Origin of the sequence: Pseudomonas sp. P39-UII1, from assembly GCF_039672635.1 — a bacterium.
GTDB lineage: Bacteria > Pseudomonadota > Gammaproteobacteria > Pseudomonadales > Pseudomonadaceae > Aquipseudomonas.
On record NZ_JBDFPP010000009.1, the window covers coordinates 13,626 to 36,390 of the forward strand.

The 22,765-nt window shown below is 63.9% G+C and carries 18 protein-coding genes; 12 read left to right on the forward strand and 6 right to left on the reverse strand.

The features are described 5' to 3' along the window. Positions 1–207: 207 nt before the first annotated feature. Entirely contained in the window at positions 208–4,926 is a 4,719-nt protein-coding gene (locus tag ABEH27_RS13555) for a hypothetical protein (RefSeq protein ID WP_346614077.1), read from the forward strand. 12 nt (positions 4,927–4,938) lie between these two features. Here the strand turns inward: ABEH27_RS13555 and ABEH27_RS13560 are convergent, their stop codons facing one another. Next, the gene (locus ABEH27_RS13560) at positions 4,939–5,214 is read right to left on the reverse strand and encodes a polyhydroxyalkanoic acid system family protein (protein ID WP_033701930.1); all 276 of its coding nucleotides are present in this window, start codon (positions 5,212–5,214) and stop codon (positions 4,939–4,941) included. Between the two features lie 124 nt (positions 5,215–5,338). Between ABEH27_RS13560 and ubiE the strand changes: the two genes are divergently transcribed. From ubiE to ABEH27_RS13615, 11 genes are all read left to right on the forward strand, one after another. Then, on the forward strand, positions 5,339–6,109 hold the full coding sequence (gene ubiE / locus ABEH27_RS13565) for a bifunctional demethylmenaquinone methyltransferase/2-methoxy-6-polyprenyl-1,4-benzoquinol methylase UbiE (protein WP_016712431.1): 771 nt from the start codon (positions 5,339–5,341) through the stop codon (positions 6,107–6,109). Continuing rightward, positions 6,109–6,732, forward strand: coding sequence for an SCP2 sterol-binding domain-containing protein (locus ABEH27_RS13570; RefSeq protein ID WP_346614078.1), 624 nt, complete (start codon positions 6,109–6,111; stop codon positions 6,730–6,732). Before ubiE ends, ABEH27_RS13570 begins: the two co-directional genes overlap by 1 nt. Beyond that, on the forward strand, positions 6,729–8,348 hold the full coding sequence (ubiB, locus tag ABEH27_RS13575) for a ubiquinone biosynthesis regulatory protein kinase UbiB (protein ID WP_346614079.1): 1,620 nt from the start codon (positions 6,729–6,731) through the stop codon (positions 8,346–8,348). Before ABEH27_RS13570 ends, ubiB begins: the two co-directional genes overlap by 4 nt. Positions 8,349–8,421: 73 nt before the next feature. Further along, the gene (gene hisI / locus ABEH27_RS13580; protein WP_050707261.1) at positions 8,422–8,814 is read left to right on the forward strand and encodes a phosphoribosyl-AMP cyclohydrolase; all 393 of its coding nucleotides are present in this window, start codon (positions 8,422–8,424) and stop codon (positions 8,812–8,814) included. A 1-nt stretch (position 8,815) separates the two neighbouring features. Beyond that, on the forward strand, positions 8,816–9,151 hold the full coding sequence (locus tag ABEH27_RS13585) for a phosphoribosyl-ATP diphosphatase (RefSeq protein WP_346614080.1): 336 nt from the start codon (positions 8,816–8,818) through the stop codon (positions 9,149–9,151). Positions 9,152–9,176: 25 nt separating this feature from the next. Beyond that, complete coding sequence (locus tag ABEH27_RS13590; protein ID WP_346614081.1) at positions 9,177–9,479, forward strand: twin-arginine translocase TatA/TatE family subunit; 303 nt, start codon at positions 9,177–9,179, stop codon at positions 9,477–9,479. 3 nt (positions 9,480–9,482) lie between these two features. Next, positions 9,483–9,866, forward strand: a complete 384-nt coding sequence (gene tatB / locus ABEH27_RS13595) for a Sec-independent protein translocase protein TatB (RefSeq protein ID WP_346614082.1) — start codon at positions 9,483–9,485, stop codon at positions 9,864–9,866. Continuing rightward, complete coding sequence (tatC, locus tag ABEH27_RS13600) at positions 9,863–10,654, forward strand: twin-arginine translocase subunit TatC (RefSeq protein ID WP_346614083.1); 792 nt, start codon at positions 9,863–9,865, stop codon at positions 10,652–10,654. The genes tatB and tatC overlap by 4 nt, the downstream gene beginning before the upstream one ends. Continuing rightward, complete coding sequence (locus ABEH27_RS13605; RefSeq protein ID WP_346614084.1) at positions 10,651–11,358, forward strand: 16S rRNA (uracil(1498)-N(3))-methyltransferase; 708 nt, start codon at positions 10,651–10,653, stop codon at positions 11,356–11,358. The genes tatC and ABEH27_RS13605 overlap by 4 nt, the downstream gene beginning before the upstream one ends. Before the next feature lie 103 nt (positions 11,359–11,461). Next, the gene (locus ABEH27_RS13610; protein WP_346614085.1) at positions 11,462–13,378 is read left to right on the forward strand and encodes a methyl-accepting chemotaxis protein; all 1,917 of its coding nucleotides are present in this window, start codon (positions 11,462–11,464) and stop codon (positions 13,376–13,378) included. Between the two features lie 152 nt (positions 13,379–13,530). Further along, the gene (locus ABEH27_RS13615; protein ID WP_346614086.1) at positions 13,531–15,474 is read left to right on the forward strand and encodes a methyl-accepting chemotaxis protein; all 1,944 of its coding nucleotides are present in this window, start codon (positions 13,531–13,533) and stop codon (positions 15,472–15,474) included. A gap of 109 nt (positions 15,475–15,583) precedes the next feature. On the opposite strand, the gene ABEH27_RS13620 is transcribed toward ABEH27_RS13615, so the two are convergent. The 5 genes from ABEH27_RS13620 to ABEH27_RS13640 form a co-directional block, all read right to left on the reverse strand. Then, positions 15,584–16,318, reverse strand: coding sequence for an amino acid ABC transporter ATP-binding protein (locus ABEH27_RS13620; RefSeq protein ID WP_346614217.1), 735 nt, complete (start codon positions 16,316–16,318; stop codon positions 15,584–15,586). Continuing rightward, the gene (locus tag ABEH27_RS13625) at positions 16,311–17,273 is read right to left on the reverse strand and encodes an amino acid ABC transporter permease (RefSeq protein WP_346614087.1); all 963 of its coding nucleotides are present in this window, start codon (positions 17,271–17,273) and stop codon (positions 16,311–16,313) included. The genes ABEH27_RS13620 and ABEH27_RS13625 overlap by 8 nt, the downstream gene beginning before the upstream one ends. A 78-nt stretch (positions 17,274–17,351) precedes the next feature. Then, complete coding sequence (locus tag ABEH27_RS13630; protein WP_346614218.1) at positions 17,352–18,149, reverse strand: transporter substrate-binding domain-containing protein; 798 nt, start codon at positions 18,147–18,149, stop codon at positions 17,352–17,354. 256 nt (positions 18,150–18,405) lie between these two features. Then, the gene (mdoH, locus tag ABEH27_RS13635) at positions 18,406–20,979 is read right to left on the reverse strand and encodes a glucans biosynthesis glucosyltransferase MdoH (RefSeq protein ID WP_346614088.1); all 2,574 of its coding nucleotides are present in this window, start codon (positions 20,977–20,979) and stop codon (positions 18,406–18,408) included. Continuing rightward, a complete protein-coding gene (locus ABEH27_RS13640; protein WP_346614089.1) occupies positions 20,972–22,714 on the reverse strand; it encodes a glucan biosynthesis protein G in 1,743 nt (580 codons plus the stop codon). The genes mdoH and ABEH27_RS13640 overlap by 8 nt, the downstream gene beginning before the upstream one ends. Positions 22,715–22,765 lie beyond the last annotated feature (51 nt).

The window sequence follows — 22,765 nt, forward strand, 5'->3', positions numbered from 1 at the left end:
TCATGAGTGGAGGAGAACCGCCCATGAAGGTTGGGCTTGAGCATAAGGTAATGAGCAAAATTAGAATCTTCACCCTAGGCTTTGCAGACGAAGTGCCTGTGCGGGGAACCTACTGCGTTGCAACAGGCGCACCTTTACCTATCTACCACCGCCCGCCTGGCAGCGCGAGCAAGCATCGGCCTCCCTGACCCACGGAGCGCCGCTGCAATGCCCGACTCGTTTTCCACCCCCCTCAACTCGTACAGGCAAAGGGTGGCCACCCACTTCGCCGAACGCCCCACCCTGCGCAGCGTCATGGCCCACGCCGCTTTCGAGGTGCTGGTAGACCGTTATCCGTGGATCCGCAGCAATCATCCCGGGCTACGATCGCTCGAAGGTATGGCCATTGTGCATGCGCCGACAGATGACGGCGCGGCTCGGCAAAGTGACCTGATCGACACGCTGCTTACGCACTTCCTTGGCAGCACACCCCTGTCATTGGCCCCCACCGACCAATTCAGCCTGAAGCCGCCAGCGGTCTTTCGCCCGCAGCCGCAAGCGCCCACCATCGACCTGCGTATGGATGTTGTGGGCCGGGCGTTCAACGACATGCTGACGACGCTCACCGTGGCGCTTCAGCAGGCGCAGGTGAGTTTCTGGAATGGCTGCGAAGCCGACTCGGGTGTGTCACGTTTGCGCTGGCTGGAGCAGATGATCAAGGCTGCACTGCTCAGTGAACTCGAAAGCCAGGGCCTGCCCATCGATGCGAAACGCCTGTTGTACGCCTGTGTAGCCGAAGACAGCAGTGCACCCGCCATGGAGGGCCTGCAAGTGACATTGCAACAAGGGGGCGAGGCACATCACCTGGTATCTGCGGACCTGCTCATGATCGCGGAGCGCAACGAGAACAGGCTGGTGCTCTGGTGCAAACCTTCGGGTACGGTACGCAGCTTCGACGATTTATCCACCTTCGCCCTGGCCTTGCGCGACGAACTCGCCGACCACTACGGTTTCGACACGCTGGCCTGGGCCTGCAAGCCGGTAGAGGGAAATGCGTTCCGCTACCAGGCCTGCCAGTTGCTGAACGGTGTCTTGCAGGCCATCGAACGCGTACAGCTATGCGGGATCGCACGCGTCGACGACCTGGAGCGCCTTTACAGCCAGCTCTGCGACCCCTCCGTGGCCTTCCCGGAGCACACCTGCATCGCCCGGCAGGCGCCGGCCATCCCGCTGCCAGCCTGGCTAACCCAAGCCAGCACCAGTGACCGCTTCGACTACCACCGGGCGATGCTGGCGCTGTCCGCTCGCCAGGCGCTGACAGCAGCAACGACAGCCCACGACGACTTCGAGGACCTGCAGCACTACGCCGCCCGGCGCCTAGGCGAGCAAATGAGAGCGCACCACCCCGGCAAGGCAGTGCCAGCCCCCGATCAACTGCTCATCTCGATTTCGCAAGTGGTCGAGATATCGTCCACCGGGCCAGCGATCCTGGCCCCGCTCAAGACCGTGTCCCTGACCGAACTGGCTATCTCGCGCCTGCAAGCGAACCAGCATGAAGTCGCCACTGCAGTGACTGCAAATGGCACAGAACCGGTCGAAGACTGGCTGAACCTCGATTACATCAATCGGCTGGTGAGCACGGTGGACGTGGGTGGCACCTATCCCCTGTACATCCGCGAAAAGCTGCAGGACCCGATCGACCGTGACCAGCGTATCCAGCGCTTCGCCAGTGAATGGCGCAGCAGCCTGCTGCTGGACGCCCTCCAGGCCAGGATCGAGGGGCGCTTGGGCGAACAGGCCTGCCAGGCATTGATGCTGTTCTGCCGTGACACGACAACGGCCACCGCGCCAGTCAGCGTAGCCCCGCTGGCATTCCATTGCGCACCGGGCGCCAGCCGTGCCAACCGGGTGCATGGCATGTTCGTGATCGTGGTCGCACAACCACGCATTTGGGTCCTCTATCGCCCGCTGGCCGCCGGCCGCAGACTGCTGGCATACACCAGCGAAGCACTGTTGATGGCCGACATCCGCGCGCCTGGCGAACTGCAACAAAGCATCCTCGCCTGGCTGGATGACGCGGACCGCCCAATCTATGACAACGGAGGGTTCACCCGGCCCCACCTGCACCCGCAGCTGTCTGAACTGGCCGACTTGCTGGGGGCCGGCACGGTGCTGACCGAACACGCCCTGGAGCAGTTGCGTGCGCCAGCCAACCTGGCCTTCGCTGCCTGGTCGGACGATCTGCCCACCCAGCTGCTTCAATCCCATGCCGAAGCGATGGTGCTGCTGGCTTCGCGCCAGAGTGTCTCCAATGCCCAGCTGCGCTGGGCGATGGTGGTGCAACTTGGCTGGATGGCGTTCAACACGGTGACAACGCTGCTGCGCGGGCCTGCGGCTACGGTGATCTGGCTGGTCGGCACAGTGGTCAGCCTTGAAACCGACCTGCCAGCGCTAGCCACAGGCAGCCTGGAGGAGAAGGCGTTGGCCGCCTCCGACCTGCTGGCCAATATCGCCCTGCTGCTGGTTCACGTTCATGACATGGCACCGCCGCAACGGGTACAGCCGGAAAAGGCTGAGCTGTACCTCGGTGGCCCATCGCCTCGCCAGGCCGGCAGTGCGGCGCGACAGGAACAGCCCCAGGCCAGGGCCTGGCAAGACCCGTCCCAGCTGCCTGGGCCCACCCCCTGCAAGGTAAGCGCCTGGGGCAATAACCAACGCATCGGCAACCTTCCGAGCGCGGCGCGCAATGCCCTGCTCGAAATGCGTGCCAGTGTTGACCTGCAAGGGCTGGCGGCGCAGCAGCAAGGGCGCCTGCGCGGGCTGTACAAGGTCGACGAGCGCTATTACGTGAAGCTCGAGGCCACCACCTACGAGGTCGAAGACACCTACACCGGCCTGCGCATCATCGGCCCCGATACCAGTGCAGGCGACTGGCAGGCGCTTGGCGGTGCCTGGGATGGCTACCACATCGTCGGGCGCGAACGCAGCAGAGGGCCCTGGCTGACCCGCTGGAACGGCGAATGGATGATCGACCTGCGGCTGGCGGGCGGCATGCCCAGGTCACGCAAGGAGGTAGTGGATGAGAACCGAACCGCGATTGTTGCCCTGCAGGAACAGCGAAAACGCAACGACCAGGCGATCCTGAAGAACGAGACCTTCATCGAAAGGTACCTGGAACTGAGCAAACCCTACGACGAGGCCGCGCGGGAAGTCAGGCGAGCGCTGCGCGAACACCCGGGTATCGCCCGCGGCGACCTGCCAGAAACGCTGCAGGAACAGTTGCGCACGGTGCAGACCATGCGCAACGAGATCCGGCCGCATTTGCTGATCATCTCGCTGACTTATGAAAAGCAGGCCGACCTGCTGGCCTCGCAAGTCAGGCTGTTCACCCAGATGAGCGAGCCGCGCTTCGCCAGGCTCGACCCACGGAGCACATCGGCCCTGGGCCGCAGTCAGTGGGCGGAACAACTGCTCGACACCGACCTGCATCTGTTCCACCGCCTGCTCGACCTCACCGACTATGAGGTCCTGAGGCAACAGTCGGCGCAACTGGTCAAGTTACCGTTCGGCCAGGAACAAGGGTTGCTGTACCTTGCGTACCGCGACAACCTGGCAGCGGCGCACGCCACTCACAAGCGCGTACTCACGGTCAGTGAACGCCTGGACCAGAACATCGCACACGCCCTGGCCGACTCCACCCTGCAGTTCAAGGACAAACCGGCGAAGCTGGAAAAAATCATTGGCCAGCGCCACTACTCGACCGTCATCACCCGCGGCCAGGTGATCAGCGATCTGGCCCAGTTGGTAGTGAACAGGGAGCAACTGACCGGCGAAAACTTCGACGAACTGCTGCGCATGCAAGCAAGCCTGCGCGATCGCGGCTTCGAGGCGGCACTGCTGAGCCACGATGGCCTGGCAGCGGCGAACCTGCCCGCCGAAGAGCAAGCGGAAATCCTCGGCAATGCCGTACGCGAGTACCAGGCTTCGCTTGGCAAGGCCAACTACCTGCTGTCATTGAACGAGCCGGCACTTGATACTGCACGCCTGGAGCAGTACATAGGCGAGGTAACGGCCTTGAAGTCAGCGGCCGAGCATGACTTGAGCAACGCCCTGCTCGCCCGCCAAGGCGGCATGCCCGCCCAGCCCAGGCAGTTGACCTACCGCGGGCGCCCAGGCAGACGCAAGCTGATCCGCACCGTGCAGGGTAGAACGATCCTGGCCGAAGACACCGAAGAAGGGCACCTGGCGACGCAGAGCGACCCTGTCACCCAGCAGACCGTCCAGTACCAGCAGCGTGGCGAGCAGTGGGAACCGGTACCCAGCGCCGCCCCCCTGCGTAGCAACGCCTACCTTCGCCGCGTCGGCGCCAGCCTGCTTGCGCAGAAGGCTGGCAAGCTCGCCCTGGCCGCCCGCTATTCGAATGAACCCAACAGCCTGGCAGACCTGATGGACTGGCAGATCCAGGACATGGACGACATCGCCCGGCAGTTGACGGCCGGTCCGGCCGAGGGCCAGGCCCTCGCAGGGCAACTGAACGAGGCGGTCGAGGCGCTGCAGGCTGAAAAGCGCCGCTTGCTTACCGACGCCTACTTCAACACGCGGCATCCGGACAGCAAGGCATTGCGCTACCTTCATGAGCAAGGCCAGATCGAGATAACCCTGAGCAAGGCGCGCAAGCGGCTCAACGCCGACGACTACCTGGATGTCTACAGCATTTTTCGCAAGCAACCCAAGCAGATGCTCTGGGAAGCGCACTTTCACTACACCAGTGCCCAAGCCGCGGCTCGCAGGTTTGCCAAGGCCCATTTGAAGTTCTGGGAACCCCGGGCCATGAGCCGCGAGGAAAAGCTGGAGCGCTCCCGCGACCCGGCAGAGCGGATCCATGTCTACCGGGGCGACCTGCGCCTAGAGCAGATCGAAGGCGTGATTCCTTTCCCCGACAACTGACTACAGAGGGCGTCAGGCCAGTGCCTTGTCCAGCGCCCGCTCGATTTCACCCTTGATGGTGCCGCTCATCATCGACAGCATCATGCCCAGCTTCAATTCGACGCGGATGCTGTCGTCGCCAATGTGCACGCTGCCATTGGCGCCACTGCGCGCCACGTCCACGCGGTCGCCGTTCCAGGTGGCCTTGAGGTCGTACTCACGGCTGAGCTTGTCGACCAGCGCTTCGGCCTTGGCGCGGGCGGCCTCGCGGCCTAGGGAGTGTTTGCGTTCGACGCTGATCTGGGTCATGCGGGTGTTCCTGAAGATGAAGACATAATTGGCATTATGCCCGCCGCTGCCCACTGGCACACCCCGCCAAGACAAATCCGCCCGTTCGCCCTAGAATGGCGGTAATTTTTTCCGGTGAAGCGATATGAACGACCAGCGCAAAGGCGAACACGCCGAACCCACCACTCATTTCGGCTACCAGGACGTCCCCGAGAGCCAGAAGGCAAAGAAAGTCGCCGAGGTATTCCACTCGGTGGCCGCCAAGTACGACCTGATGAACGACGTGCTTTCCGGCGGCATGCACCGCTTGTGGAAGCGCTTCACCATCGAGCTGTCGGGCGTGCGCAGCGGTAACCGCGTGCTGGACATCGCCGGTGGCACCGGCGACCTGGCCGCCAAGTTCTCGCGCCTGGTTGGCCCAACCGGTCAAGTGGTGCTCGCCGACATCAACGATTCGATGCTCAAAGTCGGCCGTGACCGCCTGCTCGACCGTGGCGTGGCCGGCAACATCGAGTTCGTCCAGGCCGACGCTGAAAAGCTGCCGTTTCCGGACAACCACTTCGACTGCGTGACCATCGCCTTCGGCCTGCGCAACGTCACCCACAAGGACGAAGCGATCCGCTCGATGCTGCGCGTGCTCAAGCCCGGTGGCCGCCTGTTGATCCTAGAGTTCTCCAAGCCGACCAACAAGCTCATGTCCAAAGCCTACGACGCTTACTCGTTCGCCTTCATGCCACTGGCCGGCAAGCTCATCACCAATGACTCGGAAAGCTACCGTTACCTCGCCGAATCGATCCGCATGCACCCGGATCAGGAAACCCTCAAGAGCATGATGGTCGAGGCCGGTTTCGACCGCGTCACCTACCACAACATGACCAGCGGCATCGTCGCCGTGCACCGGGGAATCAAGCCCTGATGCTGCTGGCAGGGCTGCTCGCCAGCGTCGAACATGGCCTGAACCGCGTCCTGCGCATGGACAGCACGGCCCTGCCGCGGCTGGCCGCGCTGGAAGGCAAGGTCATCGAAATCGACTGCCGTCAGCCGGCCCTGCAGGTCTTCATCCTGCCCGATGAAGAAGGCCTGATGCTCGCCGCCCATTGGGAGGGCGAGGTGGACTGCAGCCTGCGTGCACCGGCCGGCAGCCTGGCGCAACTGGCCCTGGCCAGGGACAAGACCGCCGTGCTGCACAGCCCGCAGGTCGAACTGCATGGCGACAGCGCCGTGCTGCTCGACCTGTTCGGCGTGCTGCAAGACCTGGAGCTGGACTGGGAGCACGAGCTGCAACGCTGGCTCGGCCCGGTCGCCACGGCGCTGCTGGCAGGCCACATTCGCCTGCGCGCACGCTGGACCCGCCAGGGCCTGGCACGCTTCAGCCAGAACCTGTCCGAATACCTGGCCGAAGAGTCGCGCACCCTGGTGGGCAAGCGCGAAGCCGAGGCCGCCTTCAGCGAGCTCGACACCTTGAAGGTCGACATAGAACGCCTCGAGGCGCGCCTGTTGCGCCTCTCCCGATCCCTTGATACCAGCGATAACGCATGAAGCTGCTCGCCGTCCGCCGTCTTTTCCGCATCCAGCGCGTGGTGATCCGCTACCGCCTCGATGACTTGTTGTTCGACCTGCCGCTGCCCTGGTGGCTGCGCAGCCTGCGCCTGCTGATGCCGTGGCGCTGGCTGCCGCGCAAGCCGTCCGAGCTCACCCGCGGTGCACGCCTGCGCCTGGCATTGCAGGACCTGGGGCCGATCTTCATCAAGTTCGGCCAGCTGCTGTCCACCCGCCGCGACCTGCTGCCCCCCGACATCGCCGATGAGCTGATGGGGCTGCAGGACCGCGTGCCGCCGTTCGACCCGAAACAGGCCGTGGCGCTGATCGAAGCACAGCTGGGCGCCAAGGTCGGCCAGGTGTTCAGCCGCTTCGACGTCGAGCCGCTGGCCTCGGCCTCGGTGGCGCAGGTGCATGCCGCACGCCTCAAGACCGGCGAAGAGGTGGTGGTCAAGGTGGTGCGCCCGGGCCTCAAACCTGTGATCGCTCAGGACCTGGCCTGGCTGTTTCTGATTGCCAAGGCCGCCGAGCGCGCCTCGGCCGACGCCCGCCGCCTGCACCCGGTGGAAATCGTCGGCGACTACGAGAAGACTATCTACGACGAGCTCGACCTGCTGCGCGAGGCGGCCAACGCCAGCCAGCTGCGGCGCAACTTCGAGGGCTCGGAGCTGATGTACGTGCCCCAGGTGTACTGGGACCTTTGCCGCCCCAAGGTGCTGGTAATGGAACGCATCTACGGCGTGCCGGTGACCGACATGGCCACCTTGGCCGACCAGCGCACTGACATGAAGCTGCTGGCCGAGCGCGGCGTCGAGGTGTTCTTCACCCAGGTGTTCCGCGACAGCTTCTTCCATGCCGACATGCACCCCGGCAACATTTTCGTCAGCACGGTAAAGCCGTGGAGCCCGCAGTACATCGCCATCGACTGCGGCATCGTCGGCAGCCTCACCGCCGAGGACCAGGACTACCTGGCGCGCAACCTGTTCGCCTTCTTCAAGCGTGACTACCGCCGCGTTGCCGAGCTGCACATCGACTCGGGCTGGGTACCGGCGCACACCAAAGTCAATGAATTCGAGGCCGCCATCCGCACCGTGTGCGAGCCGATCTTCGAAAAACCGTTGAAAGATATTTCCTTCGGCCAGGTGCTGATGCGCCTGTTCCAGACTGCCCGGCGCTTCAACATGGAGGTGCAGCCCCAGCTGGTGCTGCTGCAGAAGACCCTGCTCAACATCGAAGGCCTGGGCCGTCAGCTCTACCCCGACCTCGACCTGTGGAGCACCGCCAAGCCGTTCCTCGAACGCTGGATGCGCGAGCGCTACAGCCCCAAAGCCGTGTTCGGCAACCTGCACAGCCAGGTGGAACAACTGCCGCACCTGGCCGACATGACCCGCGACCTGCTCGAACGCCTGTCGCAGCCGCACCTGCACGACCCACAACTGCCAGAGCGCCGCCGCCAGGGCGACCGCTGGGCGCTGCGCCTGCTGGGTGCCGGCCTGCTGGGTGGCGGTGCGGTGCTGGCCGCCGGTGCTGCCGAGGCCGCCAGCCTGGCAGCCCCAGCTGCCTGGCCGGCCTGGCTGATGGTGGCTGCCGGCCTTTACCTGATCGTGCGCCAATAGCCAGCCGCGCTGCTGGCTGGCACACTAGCGCAAGGGGCCCGGTACAGGAGCGGGCCCGGCTTTGGAGTCGACGATGAAAGACTGGCTGGACGAGATCAAGTGGAACAGCGATGGCCTGGTACCGGCGATCGCCCAGGACCACAAGACCGGACGCGTACTGATGATGGCCTGGATGAACCGTGAGTCGCTGGCACTGACTGCCGCCGAGCATCGTGCCATCTACTGGTCACGCTCCCGTGGCAAGCTGTGGCGCAAGGGCGAGGAATCTGGCCATGTGCAGAAGCTGCACGAGATGCGCCTGGACTGCGATGCCGACGTGATCATCCTGATGGTCGAGCAACTGGGCCATATCGCTTGCCATACCGGCCGTGAAAGCTGCTTCTACCGCGTCTTCGAAGACGGCCAGTGGAAAACCGTCGACCCGGTGTTGAAAGACCCGGATGCCATCTACAGCGCAGGACACTGACATGAGCGATACCCTCAACCGCCTGGCCGAAGTGCTCGAAGAACGCAAGCATGCGGCACCCGACAGCTCCTATGTGGCCAGCCTGTACCACAAGGGCCTGAACAAGATCCTCGAGAAACTTGGCGAAGAGTCCGTCGAAACCATCATTGCTGCCAAGGACGCCGAGGCCAGCAAGGATTACAGCGATGTCATCTATGAAACCGCCGACCTGTGGTTTCATAGCCTGGTCATGCTCAGCGCACTGGGCCAGCATCCACAAGCCGTGCTCGATGAACTGGAGCGCCGTTTCGGCCTCTCCGGGCACGATGAAAAAGCCGCGCGCCAGCCCTCGGCCTGACCGAATAGCATTCTAGGAGAGCACCATGGGTATTTTTGACTGGAAACACTGGATCGTCCTGCTGGTCGTCGTCGTGCTGGTGTTCGGCACCAAGAAGCTGAAAAACCTGGGTGGAGACCTGGGCGAATCGATCAAGGGCTTCCGTAAAGCCATGAACGACGAAGAGACCAAGCCGGCCGAGCAGACCCCGCCGCCAGCCCAGCCGATTCCACCGGTACACACCACTCAGCCGCACGCCGCCGCGCCGCAGCAGCCGCAGCCGCAGCCGCAGGGCCACACCATCGAGGGCCAGGCCCAGCCGGTCCAAGAGCCGCAGCGGAAAGACTGAGCCATGTTCGGCATCAGCTTCAGCGAGTTGCTGCTCGTCGGCCTGGTAGCGCTGTTGGTGCTCGGCCCTGAACGCCTGCCTGGCGCCGCGCGTACTGCGGGGCTGTGGGTCGGCCGGCTCAAGCGCAGCTTCAACGCCATCAAGATGGAGGTCGAGCGCGAAATCGGCGCCGACGACATCCGCCGTCAGTTGCACAATGAGCACATCCTGCAGATGGAACAGGAAGCCAAGCGCATCCTCAACCCGCTGACGCCGCCAGCCCCGCCGCCAGCCGCTGCGGTTACCGAGCAGCCTGCCGCCACGCCAACGCCAGCGCCGGTAGCACCTGTAGCGCCGGCCACTGCGCCCGAGCAGCCCGAACAGCCTCAACCGCCGCGAGCCCCATGAGCGAAAAACCGCAAGACGACCAGCCCATGCCGCTGGTCTCGCACCTGACCGAACTGCGCACGCGCCTGTTGCGCTGCGTCGCCGCGATCTTCCTGATCTTTGCCGGGCTGTTCTCTTTCGCCCAGCAGATCTACACCCTGGTCTCGGCGCCCCTGCGCGACCACTTGCCAGCCAACGCAACGATGATCGCCACCGATGTGGCCTCGCCGTTCCTGACGCCGTTCAAGCTGACCATGATCGTCTCGCTGTTCCTGGCCATCCCGTTCATCCTGCAGCAGATCTGGGGCTTTATCGCCCCGGGGCTGTACCGCCACGAAAAACGCATCGCCATTCCGCTGCTGGTATCGAGCATCTTCCTGTTTTACGCCGGCATGGCTTTCGCCTACTTCCTGGTGTTCCCGCTGATGTTCAAATTCTTCGCCGCTGCCACACCGGCAGGCGTGGCGATGATGACCGACATCGCCAACTACCTCGATTTCGTCATGACCCTGTTCTTCGCCTTCGGCGTCGCCTTCGAAATACCGGTGGCGGTGGTGCTGCTGGTGTGGATCGGCGTGGTCGATGTGCAATACCTGAAGAAAATCCGCCCCTACGTGATCATCGGCTGCTTCGTGGTCGGCATGATCCTCACCCCGCCAGACATCTTCTCGCAGACCCTGCTCGCCGTGCCCATGTGGCTGCTGTTCGAAATCGGTGTGCTGTGTGGCAGCCTGATCCGCAAGCGCAGCCACCGCGATGATGAAGCGGCGAACGACCACAACGACCAGCCGCCAGCGACCCAACCGTGAACCTGTTGCTTCTTGAAGAGGCCGACTTCGTCTCGGCCGACCGTGTCGTCCTTGCCGATCGGCGCTTTACCCACATGCTGGAAATCCACCGTGTGGCGGTGGGCGACAGCCTGCGCGTGGGCCGTATCAACGGCCTGATGGGCAACGCCACGGTGGTGCGCCTGGAGCAGCACGAAGCCGAACTTGAAGTCGGCTTCAACCAGCCGCCGCCCGCCAAACTGCCGCTGACCCTGGTGCTGGCCGTGCCGCGACCAAAGATGCTGCGCCGGCTGTTCCAGACCGTCGCCACCCTGGGCGTACAGCGGTTGGTGCTGGTCAACAGTTACAAAGTCGAGAAAAGCTTCTGGCAGACGCCCTTTCTAACCCCCGAGAGCATCCGCGAGAACTTGATTCTGGGCCTGGAACAGGCCCGCGACACGGTGCTGCCCGAGGTAATCATCGAGAAACGCTTCAAACCGTTCGTCGAAGACCGCCTGCCCGCCATCGCCGATGGGACCCTCGGCCTGGTCGGCCACCCGGGCCCCTACCCTGCCTGCCCGCGCGCAGTCGAAGGGCCGGTAACGTTGGCGATTGGCCCGGAAGGTGGCTGGATCCCCTACGAAGTCGAACTGCTGGGCAAGGCAGGTCTGGCGCCGGTGCAGCTGGGTGAACGCATTCTGCGCGTGGAAACGGCCGTCACGGCGTTGTTATCGCGAATTTTCTGACAGCCAAGTCAGCATTTTCCACCCATCAAGTTTCCCCGACCTAGGCCGATGCTCTGGCAACACAACAATAATTCCGTGCTGCCACGTTGCCGGGGGGTCGAACATGTACCAAAGGTTTTCCCAATCGCTGGGGAATATAAGCGTCAATCGAAAATTGGGGCTGGGCTTCGGCTTGGTGCTCCTGCTCACCCTGGCCATTACCTTCACGGGCTGGAAGGGCATGGACAGCATCATCGACCGGGGCGACAAGCTGGGCAATATTTCGGTGATCCAGCAATACACCCAGGAACTGCGCATCGCTCGCCAGCATTACCAACGTCAACGCGACGCCGCCACGTTGGGCGAATTGGATCAGGCGCTGGCCAACCTCGATCACCAGGTGCAGCGGATGCTCGGGGAGATCGAACAGCCCGCAGACCGCCAGCGCCTGGAGCAGCAGCGCGAGGCCGTGCGCATCTATCAGCAGGCCCTCACCGACCTGAAGCAGGCCGGTCAGCGCCGTGACACGAGCCGCGCCATGCTGGGCGACACCGCCGACAAGGCGGTCGAGCTGATCGGCCGTGTGCAGCAGCGCCTGCTGCAGGGCGGCGATATCAACCAGTACCAGGCTGCCGTCGAGGTCAATGCCCTGGTTCAGCAGGCGCGCTTCCAGGTGCGTGGCTACACCTACAGCGGTAATGCCGACTTCCAGCAGACCGCGCTTAAGGCGATCGACCAAGCCCTCGCCGAGCTCAAGGCGCTGCCGGGCAAGCTCCCAGCCGACTATGCCGCCAGCCTCGATGACTCCGCCACCGCCTTGGCCGCTTACCGCGATGCGGTACGCCAGTTCGGCGACGCCCAGAATGCCAGCGAGCTGGCCCTGCAGCACATGGCCGATCAGGGCTCGGTGCTGTTGCAAACCAGCCAGGCGATGACCCTTTCGCAAACCGAAGTGCGTGACGCCGGCAGCCACCGGGCCAAAGTCATGCTGGGCGCAGCCACCGCCTTCGCCATGGTGCTGGGCTTGCTCGCCGCATGGGCAATCACCCGGCAGATCATCATCCCGCTGCGCCAGACCCTGGCCGCCGCCGAACGCGTGGCCAACGGCGACCTGCGCCAGGACCTGGTCAGCACCCGCCGCGACGAGCTGGGCCAGTTGCAGGCCAGCATGCAGCGCATGACCCAAGGCCTGCGCGAACTGATCGGCGGCATCGGCGACGGCGTCACCCAGATCGCCAGCGCCGCCGAAGAGCTGTCGGCTGTGACCGAGCAGACCAGCGCCGGGGTCAACAACCAGAAGGTCGAAACCGATCAGGTAGCGACCGCCATGAACGAAATGGCCGCCACCGTGCACGAAGTGGCGCGCAACGCCGAGCAGGCCTCGGAAGCGGCGCTGATGGCCGACCAACAGGCGCGTGAAGGCGATCGCGTGGTCAGCGAGGCCGTTGCGCAGATCGAGCGCCTGGCCAGCGAGGTGGTGAATTCCAGCGAAGCGATGAACCAGCTCAAAGCCGAGAGCGACAAGATTGGCAGCGTGCTCGACGTGATCAAGTCGGTTGCCCAGCAGACCAACTTGCTGGCCCTCAACGCGGCCATCGAAGCGGCCCGCGCCGGCGAGGCTGGCCGTGGCTTTGCCGTGGTGGCCGATGAAGTGCGCAGCCTGGCGCAACGCACGCAGCAGTCCACCGAGGAAATCGAAGAGCTGATTGCCGGCCTGCAAAGCGGCACCCAGCGGGTTGCCAGCGTCATGGACGCCAGCCGCCAGCTCACCGACAGCAGCGTCGAGCTTACCCGCCGTGCGGGCGGCTCGCTGGAAACCATCACCCGTACCGTGTCGTCGATCCAGGCAATGAACCAGCAGATCGCCACGGCAGCCGAGCAGCAAAGCGCCACCGCCGAAGAGATCAACCGCAGCGTGATGAACGTGCGGGATATCTCCGACCAGACCTCGGCGGCCAGTGAAGAGACGGCCAGTTCCAGTGTCGAACTGGCGCGCCTGGGCACGCACCTGCAGGGCCTGGTCGGGCGCTTCCGGCTCTAACGGCACGGCTACTAGTAATGTCCTACGAATCAGGCTGAAATTTCCTACCTGATTCTCAGGTCAAGTCCTACGGGCTCTCCGCCGATGGGCAGGTGTGTCATGCCAGCAAAGTGCTGGCATGGCTCCCCTACTCAACTGGACGGAGACTTGCCATGTTCGGCTACCTCAACCGCAGGCTCGGCAACATCAGTGTCGGCGCCAAGCTCGCCCTGGGCTTCGCCGTGGTCCTGCTGCTTACCCTGGCCACCACCGTCAGCGGCTGGCGCGCCCTGGACGGTGCCATCACCCGCTCGGAACAGCTCAGCGAAATAGGCCGGATCAACGACCTGGTCAAGGATCTGCGCGCCGAGCGCATCACCTACCGGGTGCTGGCCGATGACACCAGCAAGGCGAAGATCGCCAGTATCCTGCAGCAACTGGATGGCATGCTGACGGCGCTGCAGCAACGCAGCAGCGTCGATGAATCGCGCCAGATGCTGAGCCAGAAGCTGCAAGTGCTGCAGCGCCTGCACGACGATTTCAGCGCCCTGCAGCGCGGCGTCGAAAGCCGGCGCACCCTGCGAGCAGCCATGCAGGCGCAGGAACTGAAGCTCAACGAAGTGATCGACGAACTGCAAACCCAAGCCCTGCTGCAGATGCCCGCCGACAGCCAGCAGAACGGCGTACTGGGGCTGATGGACACGCTCAGCCGACATGTCGACGGCGCCAATCAGCAGAGCCTGGTACCGGCGTACACGTTCTCGCCGCTGGGCGATTTCGCCAAAGTGGGCGATACCGCGCTGGACGCCGCCGAAGCCAGCCTCGGCCAACTGCTCAAAAGCATTGGCCCTTTGGGCCTGCCGCGCAGCCTGACGGAGCAGCCAGGCGTGGAGCTGGGCAAATACCGCGCTAGCCTCGATCAATACCGGCGCACCGCGCTGGGTGTGGAGCAACTGCAAGACGACATGGAGCAGAAGGGCAACGAGCTTCGGGCGGTCAGCCTGGAGCTGGGTGAAAGGAAGATCGAACAGCGCGACAGCGAAGCCCTGGCTGCCCGCTCACTGTTGACCAGCGTGGCCTTGCTGGCCCTGGTGGTCGGGGTGCTGGCCGGTTGGCTGATCACTCAGCAGATCACCCAGCCGCTGCGCCAGACGCTGGCCGTGGCGGCGCGCATCGCACGCGGCGACCTCAGCCAGGTGGAGCCCGTGCAGCGTCGTGATGAGATGGGCCAGCTACAGGCCAGCATGCGTGAAATGACCCTCAGCCTGCGCGAGCTGATCGGCGGCATCGACCAGGGTGTCGGTCAGCTGTCACAAGCCGCTACACAACTGGCGGCCAGCAGTGAGGACACCAAGCTACGCATCAACCAACAGCGCGAGGAAACCGACCAGGTAGCCACCGCCATGAACCAGATGAGCGCCACGGTGCAGGAAGTTGCTCAGAATGCCGAGCAGGCGTCGATGGCGGCGAGCAATGCCGACCAGCAGGCGCAGCTGGGCGACCAGGTGGTGGCCGAGGCCATCAACCGTATCGAGCAACTGGCCGGGCAAATGGACCACTGCCTGGCGGCCATGCAGCACCTGGCAGGTGAAAGTCAGCGGATCGGCAGCATTCTCGATGTGATCAAGTCGGTGTCCGAACAAACCAACCTGCTGGCACTGAACGCCGCCATCGAGGCCGCCAGAGCCGGTGAAGCCGGGCGTGGTTTTGCCGTGGTCGCCGATGAAGTCAGAGGGTTGGCGCAGCGCACGCAGCAGTCTACCGAAGAGATCGAACAGCTGATCGAAAGCCTGCACAGCGGCACCGACCAGGTCACCAGCCTGCTCGACAACAGCAAGCGCCTGACCGAGCAGAGCGTCGAGCTGAGCCGCAAGGCGGGGGATGCCCTGAGCCAGATCACCGATACGGTGTCGAGCATCCAGGGCATGAACCAGCAAATCGCCACGGCCAGCGAGGAGCAGAGCGTGGTGGCCGAGCAGATCAACCGCAGTGTGATCAGTGTGCGCGATGCGTCAGACCAGACCGGTGCAGCCAGTGAGCAGACGGCCGCTTCGAGTGGGGAGCTGGAGCAGCTGGGGCAGCAGCTACGGCGGATGGTGGGGCGGTTCAGCCTTTGAGATTGCAGGGGCCGCGTTGCGGCCCATTCGCGGGGCAAACCCGCTCCCACAAGCTGGGGCAGTGAACCACCTGTGGGAGCGGGCTTGCCCCGCGAAGGGGGCGGCGCGGTTACAGCACCTGGCGCAAGAACGCCTGCGCGCGCGGGTCTTTGGGCGAGGCGAAGAACGCTGCCGGGGCAGAATCTTCCAGCAGCTTGCCGTGATCGAAGAACAGCACCCGGTCCGCCACTTCTCGGGCAAAGCCCATTTCATGGGTTACGCAGACCATGGTCATGCCTTCCTGGGCCAGGGTCTTCATCACGTCCAGCACTTCACCGACCATTTCCGGGTCGAGCGCCGAGGTCGGCTCGTCGAACAGCATCACCTTAGGCTCCATTGCCAGGGCCCGGGCGATCGCCACCCGCTGCTGCTGGCCGCCGGAAAGCCGCGAGGGGTACTCGTTGGCCTTCTGCGAAATGCCCACTTTCTCCAGCAGCGCACGCGCCTTGGCTTCGCGCTCGGCCTTGCCGCGTTTGCGCACGACCTTCTGGGCCAGGCACAGGTTCTCCAGCACCGTCATGTGCGGGAACAGGTTGAAGTGCTGGAACACCATGCCGACTTCGCGGCGGTAGGCATTGATGTCGGTCTTCGGGTCTGCGAGTTGCAGGCCGTTGATGGCCACATGGCCTTCGTCGAAATGCTCCAGGCCGTTCAAGCAGCGCAGGAAGGTCGACTTGCCCGAGCCCGACGGGCCGAGCACCACGACCACTTCGCCCTTGGCCACCTGGGTGGTGACGTTGTCCACCGCGCGTACCACTTGGCCACGGGTGTCGAACACTTTCAAAAGGTCACGGACTTCAATCACTTTGCGCAAGCCTCCGCTCGAGCCGGCTGGCCAGGTGCGACAGCGGCAGGTTGATCAGCAGGTACAGACCTGCCACGCAGAACCAGATCTCGAACGTCGAGAACGAGGTGGTGATGGCCTCTCGACCGCTCTTGGTCAGTTCGGTGATGGCGATCACCGACACCAGCGAGGTGTCCTTGACCAGGCTGATGAACTGCCCGGCCAACGGTGGCAGCACGCGCTTGAAGGCCTGCGGCAGGATCACGTGGCGCATCGACTGGCCCGCGTTCAGGCCCAGCGAGCGCGCTGCCTCGTTCTGGCCCTTGGCGATCGACTGCACGCCGGCACGCACGATCTCGGCCACATAAGCACCGGTGAACAGCGCCAGCGCCGCCACACCGGCGAATTCACGGGACAGGTTGAGCACAGTGCCGATGAAGAAGTAGAAGATGAAAATCTGTACCAGCAGCGGCGTGCCGCGCACCAGTTCGACGTAGACGGTCGACAGGTCGCGCAGGGTCGGGTTGTTCGACAGCCGGCACAGCCCGGCGAACAGGCCGATCACCAGGCCCAGCGCCCCGGAGACTACCGAAAGCCACAAGGTGGTCCACAGGCCCCATGCCAGCGGGCCGGCTGCCCAGTGGCGAGTCACGCCGATCTGGTCGCCTTCGGCAACGTCGTCACCGCGGCTAAGTTGCAGGCTGTCCTTGGCCACGTCGAGCACTTGCTCATCGCCGTTCTCGTCTTTGAGCGTAACGCGGGCGTTATCGCCGGAGACGACGATTTCCTGCACCGTGCCGTAGCCGCTGGCGCGTTGCGCTTCCTCGGCCTTGTAGGCGAAGTATTGCGGTACGCGGTTCCAGCGCCACTCGTAGGACATCATCGAGGTGGCCAGGTACAGGCTGATCGCCAGGCCCACCAGGACCAGCGCAGTCAGCGCGTGCCAGGGCCATTGGGCTTTCTTGTGTTTGATCACGTGGGTACTTCCGTAAATGCGAACGCGCAGGGTTTACCTGCGCGTCGGGGTCAAAGCCGGGGGCTTGTGGCCTGGGCCTTATTCCATTTCCTTCAGCCAGTCCTTGTTCTTGAACCACTTGTCGTGGATACGATCGTAGGTCCCGTCATGCTTGATCTGGTGCAGGAAGTTGTTGATGAAGTTGATGCTGTCGTAGTCGCCTTTCTTCAGGCCGAAAGCCAGCGGCTCGTAGGTGAAGGGCTCTTCCAGGAACAGCAGCTTGCCAGCGCCGGCCTTCTCGACTGCCACCACGTTGTACGGCGCGTCATAGACGAAGGCGTCAGCCTTGCCGTTGACCACGTCCATCACCGCTTCCTGCTCGTTGTCGTAGCCGTGGTATTTGGCCTTGGCGATCAGCTTCTTGGAAACCATCTCGCCGGTGGTGCCGAGCTTGGAGGTGATGCGGTACTTCTCGTTGTTCAGGTCCTTGTACGACTTGATCTCGCCCGCCAGGTCCTTGCGGATCAGCAGGGTCTGGCCAACCACGATGAAGGGTTCGCTGAAGTTCAGGCGCAGGTTGCGTTCCTGGGTCAGGGTCATGCCGCTGCCGATGATGTCGAACTTGTCGGTCAGCAGGGCCGGGATGATCCCGTCATAGGCGGTGGAGACTGCCTCGAACTTGACGCCCATGGATTTGGCCATGGCTTTGAGGATATCGACTTCAAAGCCGATGATCTCGCCACGCTTGTTGGTCATCTGGAACGGCATGTAGGTAGGGTCCATGCCCACCCGCAGGGTGCCGCGCTTGACCGCGTCGTCGATGGCGCCGGCCTGGGCCGAAGCCACTGCAACCAGCGCGGTGACGCCGACCAGCAGTCGCGAAAGGTATTTCTTCATCATCACCAAGTCCCCTAGCAAGAAAAGTAGCGAATCTTATCGTTGGCACGGCCGTACCGGCCGGCGTGGTTTATCGGAGAGGGATGCTAACGCATGGCGGCCCTGGGACCTAGAGCCGGGGGGGACTTTGTTGGCCAAAATCGAATGCATGGGCTGTTAAAAGCTTCGCGGGACAAGCCCGCTCCCACAGGTACCTCACAGTTGTTGAATGCTGTGCTATCCCTGTGGGAGCGGGCTTGCCCCGCGAATGGATGGTTCAGGCGCCGACGAGTGCCGGTTGGCCTTCGTTTTCCGGGTGCAGCGGCAACAGTGGCGAGTGCGGGTCGTTCTTGATGGAAGCGCGCCACACATCGATCCACGCCGCGTTGTGCTCTGCCCACACCTGCTCGTGCAGGCGGGTCAGCGCCACCGGGTCGCTGAGCAGGGCCAGGCGGGTATTGAGGTCCAGCCCTTTCGGCCCGACTTCCATGGCCTTGGCCACGCGTTCGGCACGCAGCGCTTCAATCGGCGCAGCCTGGCCGTGACGGGCAGTGGCCATGGCACAGGCCAGGGCGTTCTGCCGCGGGTCGACCACGGCGCGCACAAAGCCGTCGTGCAGGGCGTGCCAGCGGTTTTCGTGGGTGTACTGGTCGGTTGCCAGCAGCTCCTGCGGCGTCGCGTATTCCTCAGGGATGAGGAACAGCTTCTCGTCCTTGGCCGCAAGGCCCAGGCGAGTACGGCTGGAGATCACCGAAACCGGAATGGACAGCACCAGCGAACCGACGATCGGCGCCAGCCACCACAGGAAGCTCGGGTTCAGCCAGGCCACCAGCGCAGCCCAGGCAAAGCCCAGCAGCGTTTGCGGGCCGTGGCGGCGCACGGCCTCGCTCCACGGGGTGGAGTCGTCGTCACGCTGTGGCGAGTTCCAGGTCGCTGCCCAGCCGAGGAACGCGGCCAGTACGAAACGGGTGTGGAAGATCATCCGCACCGGCGCCAGCAGCATGGAGAACAGCATCTCCATCAGCATCGACAGGGTGACCTTGATGCGCCCGCCAAACTCGACCGCGCCCTTGGCCCAGATCAGGATGATGCTGAGCAGCTTGGGCAGGAACAGCAGCACGATGGTGGTGGAGAACAGCGCAACGGCCTTCTCCGGGTGCCATTGTGGCCACAGCGGGTAAAGCTGGTAGGGCTCGATGAAATATTGCGGTTCCATCAGCGTGTTGGTCGCCAGCAGCGCGGTCGACAGCACCAGGAAGAAGAACCACAGCGGCGCCGATAGGTACGACATCACGCCGGTCAGGAACACCGCACGGTGCACCGGGTGCATGCCCTTGACCAGGAACAGGCGGAAGTTCATCAGGTTGCCGTGGCACCAACGGCGGTCACGCTTGAGCTCGTCGAGCAGGTTGGGCGGCAGCTCTTCGTAGCTGCCCGGCAAGTCATAGGCGATCCACACGCCCCAGCCGGCACGGCGCATCAGCGCGGCTTCGACGAAGTCGTGGGACAGGATTGCACCGGCGAACGCACCCTTGCCCGGCAACGGCGCCAGGGCGCAGTGCTCGATGAACGGCTTCATGCGGATGATCGCGTTGTGGCCCCAGTAGTGCGACTCGCCCAGCTGCCAGAAGTGCAGGCCGGCCGTGAACAGCGGGCCGTACACGCGGGTAGCGAACTGCTGCATGCGCGCATACAGGGTGTCCATGCCCGACGCCTTGGGCGCGGTCTGGATGATACCGGCATCCGGGTTGGCCTCCATCAGGCGCACCAGGCTGCTCAGGCACTCGCCACTCATGACGCTGTCGGCATCGAGCACGACCATGTACTTGTACTCACCACCCCAGCGACGGCAGAAATCGTCGAGGTTACCGCTCTTGCGCTTAACGCGGCGGCGCCGGCGGCGGTAGAAGATACGGCCGAAGCCCTTGGTCTCGCGGCACACGTCCAGCCAGGCCTGTTGCTCGGCCACGGCGATGTCGGTGTCGTTGGTGTCGCTGAGCACGAAGAAGTCGAAACGGTCGAGGTTGCCGCTGGCAGCCACCGACTCGAAGGTCGCCCGCAGGCCGGCGAACACGCGCGGCACGTCTTCGTTGCAGATCGGCATCACCAGCGCAGTGCGCGCTTCGGGTGCGATCGGCTCGTTACCGGCACTGCTGCCGGAGATGCGGTACTTGTCACGGCCGGTGAGCAGTTCCAGGAAGCCCATCAGCGCGGTCCAGAAGCCCGCCGAAACCCAGCAGAAGAGGATACCGAAAAGGATCAGGATGGACGTCTGCAAGGCATACGGCCAAACCTGCACCACGGTGTCCCACAGTGGCTGGTTGACCACTTCGTCGAGGTCGACGAACGACCAGCCCTGGTACGGCAGGATGCCCTTCATGTACCAGCCGGCGACGATGGTCTGGCCGATCATCAGGGCCAGCAGGATGTAGCGGCGGATCGAACCGACCGTACGCCAGCGCGCCTTGGGCAGCTCGCGCTGCTCGGGCTGGGGAGCGTTGGTGCGGCCGGTCATGCGCCGCCACATGCGAATCAGCACGTTGGTGCGCCACGGCTCGGGCACTACCCGGGTACGTTTGATCGGCGGTGCGATCTTCAGGCACAGCCGGCCGCTGCCGTCGACGCCAAGCATCTCGGCGTCTTCCAGCTCGGCGGCGCTGCCCACGGTCAGCCGCGGGCCCACCGAGGCCTGTACGGACTCGGTGGATTCGGCGGCCGGGTTGGCCGCCAGGCGTTGGTGCAGCTCGCTGAACGAGGTGCAGCTGGCGAGTTCCGCGCGCTGCTCATCGCTCAGTGGGAGGTGGGCCAGGTATTCGCCAAGCGATTCCGGCCTTGCGCTTGAGTTACTCATCGGCAGGCAACTGATAGCTCCAGGTCTCGGTCAGCACCTTTTCTTCGGTGGTGGCCGGGGTCCCGTTGGTGGGTGCCGCATCGGCGGCGGGTTGTTCGGCCTTGGCAGGCTCCTGCGCCTTGGCAGTTTTTTCGTGCTTGGCGTGCTTGGCAGCGGCCTTGTCCTGCTTGGCGTCTGCGGCAGGCTTGGCCGGCTCCACCGGTACGTCACGCACCAGCGCGGCGCGCATCTCGGTGGCCTTGTTGGCTTCCTTGACCTTCAACCGCAGGGTCAGGCGCCAGCCTTTGGTTTCCGGGTTATAGCGCAGATTGTTCTCGACCACCTCGGCGTTGTCGCCAACGCTGATCTGGCTACGCACTGCGGCGTCTTCCGGCAGGGATGCCAGCGCAGGGCCTGCAAAATCGACCAGGAAGGCAACGCTGCCGTCCGGTTGACGGATCAGGTTGGACTGCTTGACGTCACCGGTGGAGCGCATGGTCTGGGTTACCGAACCCAGCTCCTGAGCCTGGAACTTGGCTTCGTCGATGGTCCAGTGCAGGCGGTAGGCGTATTCGAACGGCTTGCCTGGCTCTGGCAGGGTTTCCGGGCTCCAGAACGCAACGATATTGTCGTTGGTTTCGTCGGCGGTCGGGATCTCGACCAGATCGACGGTGCCTTTGCCCCAGTCGCCTTTAGGCTCGATCCAGGCGCTCGGACGCTTCTGGTAGTTGTCGTCGAGGTCTTCGTAATCCTTGAAGTCGCGATGACGCTGCATCAGGCCGAAACCGCGCGGGTTCTCGACGCTGAAGTTGCTCACGGCCAGGTGTTTCGGGTTGTTCAGCGGGCGCCACAGCCATTCGCCGTTGCCAGCGTGGATCGACAGGCCTTCGGAGTCATGCAGGGCCGGGCGGTAGTTCATGACCTTGGAGGGCTGGTTAGGCCCGAACAGGTACATGCTGGTCAGCGGGGCAACACCCAGGCGGCTGACGTGGTCACGCAGGAACACGCGGGACTGTACGTCGACCACGGTGTCGTTGCCTGGGCGCAGGATCAGCTTGTAGGCGCCGGTGGAACGCGGCGAATCCAGCAGGGCGTAGATCACCAGGTGCTTGTCGGCAGGCTTCGGCTTCTCGACCCAGAACTCGGTGAAACGCGGGAATTCTTCGCCCGACGGCAGCGCGGTGTCGATGGCCAGGCCACGGGCCGACAGGCCATACACATGGCCCTTGCCGACCACGCGGAAATAGCTGGCGCCAAGCAGGGTCATGATTTCATCCTGCTTGTCGGCCTTGTTGATCGGGTACAGCACGCGGAAACCGGCGTAACCCAGGTTCTTGGTGGTTTCCGGGTCATGCGGCACGTCACCGAACTCGAAACGGCTCGGGTCGTACTTGATTTCCTCGACCTTGCTGGCGGTGACCTCGTTGATCTTCACCGGCGTGTCGAAATGCATGCCCTGGTGGTAGAAGGACAGCTTGAACGGCGTCTTGTCCTTGGCCCACTCGGCCTTTTCCTGCAGGAAGTGGATCTTCTGGTAGTCCGCGAACTTCATGTCGCGGAACACGGCCGGCAGGTTGCTTTTCGGGGCTTCGTACTTCTGGCCGGCCAGATCCTTTGCCTTGGCTGCAACATCGTCAAGATTGAATGCCCACAGCTGGCCCGCGCTCATCAGGCCGACCAGAGCCGCACTGGCCATCAGGGCCTTGCGCAGCCGCATGCCGGGGATTCTTGATGCTTTTTGGGGACTAACAATCACGAGCAACCCTCGCCGAAAACAGATCATGAAACCAACGGCCAGCGACAAATG

Excerpts from the sequence above, each read along its gene's own strand:
- ABEH27_RS13555 (WP_346614077.1), top strand. The coding sequence starts at position 208 with ATGCCCGACTCGTTTTCCACCCCCCTCAACTCGTACAGGCAAAGGGTG.
- ABEH27_RS13560 (WP_033701930.1), bottom strand. The coding sequence starts at position 5,214 with ATGACCCAGATCAGCGTCGAACGCAAACACTCCCTAGGCCGCGAGGCC.
- ubiE (WP_016712431.1), top strand. The coding sequence starts at position 5,339 with ATGAACGACCAGCGCAAAGGCGAACACGCCGAACCCACCACTCATTTC.
- ABEH27_RS13570 (WP_346614078.1), top strand. The coding sequence starts at position 6,109 with ATGCTGCTGGCAGGGCTGCTCGCCAGCGTCGAACATGGCCTGAACCGC.
- ubiB (WP_346614079.1), top strand. The coding sequence starts at position 6,729 with ATGAAGCTGCTCGCCGTCCGCCGTCTTTTCCGCATCCAGCGCGTGGTG.
- hisI (WP_050707261.1), top strand. The coding sequence starts at position 8,422 with ATGAAAGACTGGCTGGACGAGATCAAGTGGAACAGCGATGGCCTGGTA.
- ABEH27_RS13585 (WP_346614080.1), top strand. The coding sequence starts at position 8,816 with ATGAGCGATACCCTCAACCGCCTGGCCGAAGTGCTCGAAGAACGCAAG.
- ABEH27_RS13590 (WP_346614081.1), top strand. The coding sequence starts at position 9,177 with ATGGGTATTTTTGACTGGAAACACTGGATCGTCCTGCTGGTCGTCGTC.
- tatB (WP_346614082.1), top strand. The coding sequence starts at position 9,483 with ATGTTCGGCATCAGCTTCAGCGAGTTGCTGCTCGTCGGCCTGGTAGCG.
- tatC (WP_346614083.1), top strand. The coding sequence starts at position 9,863 with ATGAGCGAAAAACCGCAAGACGACCAGCCCATGCCGCTGGTCTCGCAC.
- ABEH27_RS13610 (WP_346614085.1), top strand. The coding sequence starts at position 11,462 with ATGTACCAAAGGTTTTCCCAATCGCTGGGGAATATAAGCGTCAATCGA.
- ABEH27_RS13615 (WP_346614086.1), top strand. The coding sequence starts at position 13,531 with ATGTTCGGCTACCTCAACCGCAGGCTCGGCAACATCAGTGTCGGCGCC.
- ABEH27_RS13630 (WP_346614218.1), bottom strand. The coding sequence starts at position 18,149 with ATGAAGAAATACCTTTCGCGACTGCTGGTCGGCGTCACCGCGCTGGTT.
- mdoH (WP_346614088.1), bottom strand. The coding sequence starts at position 20,979 with ATGAGTAACTCAAGCGCAAGGCCGGAATCGCTTGGCGAATACCTGGCC.